Source organism: Bacteroidota bacterium (genome assembly GCA_034723125.1).
Classification (GTDB): domain Bacteria; phylum Bacteroidota; class Bacteroidia; order CAILMK01; family JAAYUY01; genus JAYEOP01.
Map to the genome: position 1 here is coordinate 1 of JAYEOP010000602.1, position 6,991 is coordinate 6,991.

At 28.7% G+C, this 6,991-nt stretch carries 4 protein-coding genes; 1 reads left to right on the top strand and 3 read right to left on the bottom strand.

Annotated features, from left to right (window positions below; translation table 11 throughout):
- Window positions 1-354: 354 nt before the first annotated feature.
- Window positions 355-2,301, top strand: coding sequence for a M1 family aminopeptidase (locus tag U9R42_14900; protein MEA3497313.1), 1,947 nt, complete (start codon window positions 355-357; stop codon window positions 2,299-2,301).
- Between the two features lie 5 nt (window positions 2,302-2,306).
- Here U9R42_14900 and U9R42_14905 read toward each other — a convergent pair whose 3' ends face one another.
- From U9R42_14905 to U9R42_14915, 3 genes are read right to left on the bottom strand one after another with little or no spacing between them, the layout of a single operon-like run.
- A complete protein-coding gene (locus tag U9R42_14905; GenBank protein MEA3497314.1) occupies window positions 2,307-4,418 on the bottom strand; it encodes a WG repeat-containing protein in 2,112 nt (703 codons plus the stop codon).
- A 21-nt stretch (window positions 4,419-4,439) separates the two neighbouring features.
- Window positions 4,440-5,471, bottom strand: coding sequence for a tRNA 2-selenouridine(34) synthase MnmH (gene mnmH, locus U9R42_14910; protein MEA3497315.1), 1,032 nt, complete (start codon window positions 5,469-5,471; stop codon window positions 4,440-4,442).
- 5 nt (window positions 5,472-5,476) lie between these two features.
- The gene (locus tag U9R42_14915; protein ID MEA3497316.1) at window positions 5,477-6,502 is read right to left on the bottom strand and encodes an acyl-CoA reductase; all 1,026 of its coding nucleotides are present in this window, start codon (window positions 6,500-6,502) and stop codon (window positions 5,477-5,479) included.
- Between the last annotated feature and the right edge of the window lie 489 nt (window positions 6,503-6,991).

Here is a 6,991-nt window from a genome sequence, read left to right on the forward strand (position 1 = left end):
ATTTTATTGATTGTTTTGACTTTATCTTTCATATTATTAATATTTAAATGCTTTTTTACTAAACAAAAATACAAATTAGTTTTTAATTTTTAGCTTTTAGTTTTTAGCTTTTTGCCTTTAGCTTTTTGCTTTTAGCTTTTGGCTTTTAGCCTTTAGCTTTTAGTTTTTAGTTTTTAGTTTTTAGTTTTTAGTTTTTAGTTTTTAGTTTTTAGTTTTTAGTTTTTAGTTTTTAGTTTTTAGTTTTTAGTTTTTAGTTTTTAGCCTTTGTCCTTTAATTTTTCACAATAATAATTCAATAATCATGAATAAGTATTACTTTTGTAGCAAAGTGTTTATTTAATAAAGTTTAATTTTATGAAAAAAATTTTACAGATTCTCATATTCTTTTTCTTGCCTTCTTTGTTATTTTCTCAATCACATATTTGCTCACATGCAAAATCACAGATTAAAACAAATAAAGCATTTGCTAAAAGAGCAAGTTACAAAAGGCAAACTGAAGAATACGACTTAAAATATCACAGACTTGAATGGTTTGTTAATCCTGATTCATTATTTATTCAAGGAGCAGTAACTTCTTATTTTCAAGTTGTGTCAAATACTTTGGAGGATATTTATTTCGATCTTGATTCTATTTTTACAATTGATTCGGTTTTATATCATGGAATAAAATTAAAAAACAGCTTTATTGAAGTTGATTTTCTTGAAATAAATTTAAATACTATTTTACACAAAAATGATTTTGACTCCATAAGTGTTTATTATCATGGAGTACCAGCCACACACGGATTCGGCTCATTTTCAAAGGATTTACATAATAGTAATCCAATAATCTGGACATTATCGGAGCCTTACGGGGCACAAGATTGGTGGCCCTGCAAACAAAGTCTGAATGACAAAATTGACTCTATTGATATTTATGTAACAACCATAAAAGGAAACAGAGTAGGAAGCAATGGAGTTTTAATTTCTGAAGTTGTAGATGGGAATTTTGTAACATATTTTTGGAAACACCGCTACCCTATTCCTGCTTATTTAATAGCAATTGCAGTTACAAACTATTCTCAATTTTCGCATTACGTACATTATCAAGGTGATTCAATGGAAATTTTAAACTATGTTTATCCCGAAGATTCTCAATATTATGTTGAGCCTGCCTATCATACCGTTGCGATAATGGAATTTTTCATGGGAATATTTGGAATTTATCCTTTTTTCAATGAAAAATACGGACATGCACAATTTAGTAGAGGTGGTGGAATGGAGCATCAAACAATGACTTTTCTTGTAAATTTTGATGAATATTTAGTAGGTCATGAACTTGCTCATCAATGGTTTGGAGATAAAATTACTTGCGAAAGTTGGTCGGAAATTTGGCTTAACGAAGGTTTTGCTACTTATTCAGAAGGTTTGATAAAAGAACATTTTCATTCCGATTATGCTTTTTATCAATGGAGAAGATCACATATTCAAGCTATTACTAAATATCCTGGCGGTTCAGTTTATGTTTATGGAAATGATACATTGAACGTTTCAAGGGTTTTTGATTACCGTTTATCTTACCGAAAAGGTGGACTTGTACTACACATGCTTAGATTTATTTTGGGAGATGAGGACTTTTTTAAGGCAATTAAAAGATATATGTTAGATCCTAAATTGGCATATAAATATGCATCAACTCCCGATTTACAAAATCATTTTGAAAGTGCTTCAGGAAAAGATTTAGATTATTTCTTTGACGATTGGATTTATAATCAGGGCTATCCTTCCTATTCAATTGAATGGACTCAAATTGCAGATGAAGTTAAATTAGAAGTTTCACAAACTCAATCTCATTCAAGTGTCAGTTTTTTTGAATTACCTCTTGAAATACGTTTTGAAGGTGGTAATAAAGATACTACTGTAATTTTTGATAACGAGATTAATAATCAAAAGTTTTCATTTAACCTTAGTTTTAAAGTGGATACAGTAATCTTTGATAGAAATATGAACATTATTTCTGCCAACAATATTGTTCATTATAATGACCCCTCAGGCTTTGAAGATGATGATTTTCTTTTGTTTCCCAACCCTATTGGAGATAACAAATCATTAACTCTTATTTTTCTCTCAAATATTTCTGTTGATGAAATAATTATTACAAGCATTGACGGAAAAATTGTGAAAAAATTAAATTACAATGGACAATATTTCAAAAAAGGAAGCTGGCTTAATTTGAATTTGATTGACCTGAGAAGCGGTAGGTATTTGATAAATATTTATTCCGGCAAGAAAATGTATTACGAAAAGTTGTTGAAATTGTAACAAACTTAAAATCCCTTTTCTTTCCAAATGTAATTCTTTGTTTTAAGGTACCAATAAGCCTTTAAATTATTTTTTGTTAAAAGCAAAATATCTTCATCAATAAATGCAATTTCATCAAATTCAATTGCTAATAATTGTGTGTTATTAAAATGCAATAATCCTTTTTTTCCATAAAGGCTAACGATTGAATATCCGTTTTTAAAAGAGGTGGCATTATCATAAACATTTTCTATAATCACATCTCCGTGAGTGTCAATAAAACCTACTTTTTCATTTTTTAGGAACTTTGCCAAAGCGTTTGAAAATGCTTCTATTTTTTCATAAGTAAAGGGAACAAGTTGTTTTCCTTTAGTATCAAGAATTCCCCATTTACTTTTTTTGGCAACAATAAATCCCTCTGAAGGAGCTAACATTTTATCGTATTTGAATGATAAAATTATTTCTCCTTTTTTATTTATCAATCCATATTTTCCATATTTTTCAATTATTGCAAAGCCATTTTTGAAATTGAATGTAAATCTGCTTTGAGGTAAATAATTATATTTTAGAGGAATTATAATTTGTCCGTATTTGTCGGCATAACCGAATTTTTTATCTTTTACAACAACTGCAAGGCTATCGTGAAATGAAGATATAAAATCGTATTTAATTGGTAAATGAACAGTATCAAAAACATCAATTATTCCAAAAAAATTACCTTTTTTTACAATAGAAACCGAATCTAAAAAATCCTCAGCATAATCGTATTTAAATGGAATTATTGTTTTCCCTTGACGATTTATAAAGCCGTATTTCCCATTTTTCTTTGCTCTTGCTCTTCCAGATTTAAAATTATTAAGTCCCTCATATTCAATAGCAATTTCAATCTTGAGATTTGCGTTTAAAAACCCATATTTTTCATCTTTCTGAATTATTGATAAGCCATTTGAAAAGCATTCAATATCATCATAAATCATCGGTAATTCAATTTTACCAAATTTATTAATTATTCCGTATTTTTCGTTTTCTCTAACAATAGAATAGCCCTTTTCAAATTTTGTTGCATCATTGTAAACACAAGCTATTTGTTGTGTGCCGTTTTTTTTGATAAAACCTATTTTTTCATTTTTTACAACAATTGCAAGTCCTTCCGAAAATTCTTTAACAAAGTCATATTGAGCTTTTATTATTTCCTGACCTTTTAAATTTATAAATCCCCATTTATTATTTGTGGAGAAAGGTATAAGCCTCATTTCTGAAAGAATAAGTTCCCATTTTACTTTGTTTATTTCAGGATAATCAGGATACTTTTGGATGAATTCAGTAAAGGATTTTACTGAAAGCTCTTTTGTTGACAACAAATAAAGTTTTTTCCATGCTTTATTTATGTTCTTGTTTTTAGGATATAATTTTATGAATTTTTCAAGTGATTTTATTGTTTCATGCTTTAAAGAATGTTTGTAAAGTGAGTCCTGTGCTTGTTTTAAAAACGGACTGTTAGGGTAATTATTTATAAAATATTCATAAGCAGAAACAGTATTTTTATTGAGGTATGTATTAAAAACAAAGTGATTTAATTTTGAAATTGCTTTCTCTTTTTGTTTTGCTTTTGGATATAATTTAAGAAAATTCGTGTATGCACTAATGCTATTTTTGGTTTTCGCTTGTTCAAATGCAAGTACATTTCTTAGTTCCTTAGCTTTTGTAATTTCTTCTGCTGTGCTGTATGTTTTTATGTAATTGTTAAGGCTTTCAGTGGTTTTGTTTAACAGAACTTCTTCAAATGCAATACGGTCAATTTCTATTTTCATTAAACTTAAAAGTGATGAATCAATTCCGTATTTTTTATAAATCTTTAGTTTCTTTTCAGTTTTGTAGCTTGAATAAATGCTGTCAATTATTAAATAATTTTTGTGAGCCGAATCAATTTGGTGGTAAGGATTTATTGATGAATAAAGCATACACAAGCCATAGCCTGAAACTACGGGATTATATTTTTCAACTTTTTCAAAACGTTTTTTTGCTGTAGTATAATTATATTGTTCAAGTTCGTTGTATGCGTTTCTCAAAATAATTGAACATGAATTTAAAAAAAACAATAGAATCAGAAAAACAATATATTTGGCTTTGATATTCATTTGTTGCAAATTAAAGAATAATTATTCAAATTTATTGTCTAAATATTCTTTTACTTTTTTAGCATTGATTTTAGGGTTTTCCGACTCTAATTTTATGGAATGAATATTTTCATCTTTTCTTTTTGAAAGTCCGTAAAGATAAGCTTTGTCATAATACTCTAATATTATCGAAACAGCTTTATCAAAATTATTGTTTTCAACTTCAGTAATAGCAATTTTAGCATTTTGTCCACCAAGTTTTCTCCTAATTTTTTCAATTGAATTTATTAGTGCTTCTTTATCCTCAACCGTATAATTTTTTACCAGTCTTTTTATTCGTTGTTCATCAGGAACTTCAATTTTTATAACATTGGCAATTCTCATTTGCTTCCAAAGTTCTTCAGAAATGAAATCTTTGCCTACAAGATGGCTTTCGTCTTCAATCCAAATTGGCTTGGATAAGTCAAATTTATTCCATTCTTCAAAAATATAATTTTCAAATTGCTCAGTACTTGGCTGTTTGTTTTCACCAATTGAACCAAAAGCCGAGCCTTTGTGATTTGCCAAATTTTCAAGGTCAATTACTTGTTCTTGCAATTTTTGTAATTCAATTAAAATTTCTGTTTTTCCCGAGCCTGTCATACCTCCAAGAATAACAATCTTTGATTTTTTTGCAAGTGAATTATGCAAAAATCGTCTGTATGATTGATAACCGCCTTTTAAAGTATATGATTTAAAATCAATTGTTTCTAATAGCCATGCAAGGCTTGAGCTACGCATTCCACCACGCCAGCAATACAGCAATATTTCTTTGGAGTTTGTAATATCCTGTACTTTTCTGATGTATTGAGTAAGTCTTTTGCCAACAATATTTAAGCCTGTAAATACGGCTTTTTCTTTACCTTCTTTTTTGTAAATCTTCCCTACGATGGCTCTTTCATCATTGCTAAATAATGGAATATTGTAAGCTCCCCCTATGTGTGCTTGTTCAAATTCTTTTGGTGTGCGAACATCTATTAGGGCTAATGTTTCCTTTAACGTTAAAAATTCTTTTATTTCAAGTTGTTTGGACATGAATATTATTTGATATTAGTTAGAAAATCCATAGTGTCAATATTATCGGAATAATCCCAAAGTTCAGGCTCCTGAGTTGTTCCGAATTTAATTGTTTCAAAATTATAATCTTCATCTGAAACAATTAGCTGAATTTCATCAGAATGTATTTCAAGTAGTTTTTTTAATTCATTTATATTTTTATATTTTTCATAAAAAAGAACAGAAAGCGGAGAAGCAATAGCTGTATTTTCTTTAAGTAATAAAAAACCATTGTCAAAATGTAACTCGCTATTAATCATGAATATCCCTTTGTTGTAGGTATAATTATTAGCATATTTGTAATGGTCAATTATTTTTTCATAGTTGTTAATATTTTTTAAAAAATTATCAAAATTATAATTTTCTGGAACAAATATTTTAGAAACATTTCTGCAACCAAGTCCGAAAAATGAAAAAATATCTTTACCCAAATTATTAATTTGCTCAGGATTTTCTTTGCCATTTAAAATTGCAATAGAATTACGATTTTTACGAATGATGTTCGGATATTTTTTGAAATAATATTCAAAATATCTTGCACTGTTGTTACTCCCTGTGGCAATTATTGCATCAAAATCTTTTAACCTTTCATCAATAATTTCAAAATATCTCTCAGAATCAGGATTAAGTTTGTAAAGTTCATTCAACAAAAAAGTTAATAGCACTTTATCTTTTGAAGACATTTTTATAACAGAAATATTATTGCTCATAAAAACGCAAAGAACATCATGAAATCCCACAAGAGGAATGTTTCCGGCAAGTGTTAATCCTATTTTTTTACTTTGCTTAGTTTCATTAATATCATATTTTTTTACCCATTTATTAAGCTTTTCATAATTCAGGAATAATCTTGCAATCGATGTTAAAGCATTTTTTACATTACTTTTTGTAAACCAAGGATTTTTATCTTTTGAAAGATTAATAATTTCTTTATACTTGCTTGAATCAATTTCCGACAATATTTGTGTACCTAAATCAGAGAGTAATTCAATCTTTGTTTCTGTGTTCATTTAAGGACTTTTAATTTTTCCCCAAAACTACGAATTGTTAATGGTTTAATGGTTTAATGGTTTAATGATGTAATGGTTTAATGGTTTAGTAGTATCATTGAATAATTGTAACTACCAACTGAACTCTGATGACTGCGGTCTGAGGACTGAGGACTGTTTTTGACTGCCGACTAAAAACTAAAAACTAATCCCACGGACTTGCTTCGCTTCGAAAGTTGAAAAACTAAAAAAGGTATTTGACTGAGGACTGTTTTTGACTGCCGACTTTTTTATTTGAAAGCTGCAACATAACGTCATTGCGAAGGAGGTATCCCGCATTTGCGGGATGGCAATCTGATGAATAATAGTCGGATGCTTTTTTTACTACCTCTGCTAAAAAGCCCGAGATTGTCGCGGTCGTATTCTGACAACTAATATTTGTAGTAAAATTATCACATTGTTTTTGTCAGAATACTCCCTCACAATGACGACTTTATGGGTTGTTGTTGT

Excerpts from the sequence above, each read along its gene's own strand:
- U9R42_14900 (MEA3497313.1), top strand. The coding sequence starts at position 355 with ATGAAAAAAATTTTACAGATTCTCATATTCTTTTTCTTGCCTTCTTTG.
- U9R42_14905 (MEA3497314.1), bottom strand. The coding sequence starts at position 4,418 with ATGAATATCAAAGCCAAATATATTGTTTTTCTGATTCTATTGTTTTTT.
- mnmH (MEA3497315.1), bottom strand. The coding sequence starts at position 5,471 with ATGTCCAAACAACTTGAAATAAAAGAATTTTTAACGTTAAAGGAAACA.
- U9R42_14915 (MEA3497316.1), bottom strand. The coding sequence starts at position 6,502 with ATGAACACAGAAACAAAGATTGAATTACTCTCTGATTTAGGTACACAA.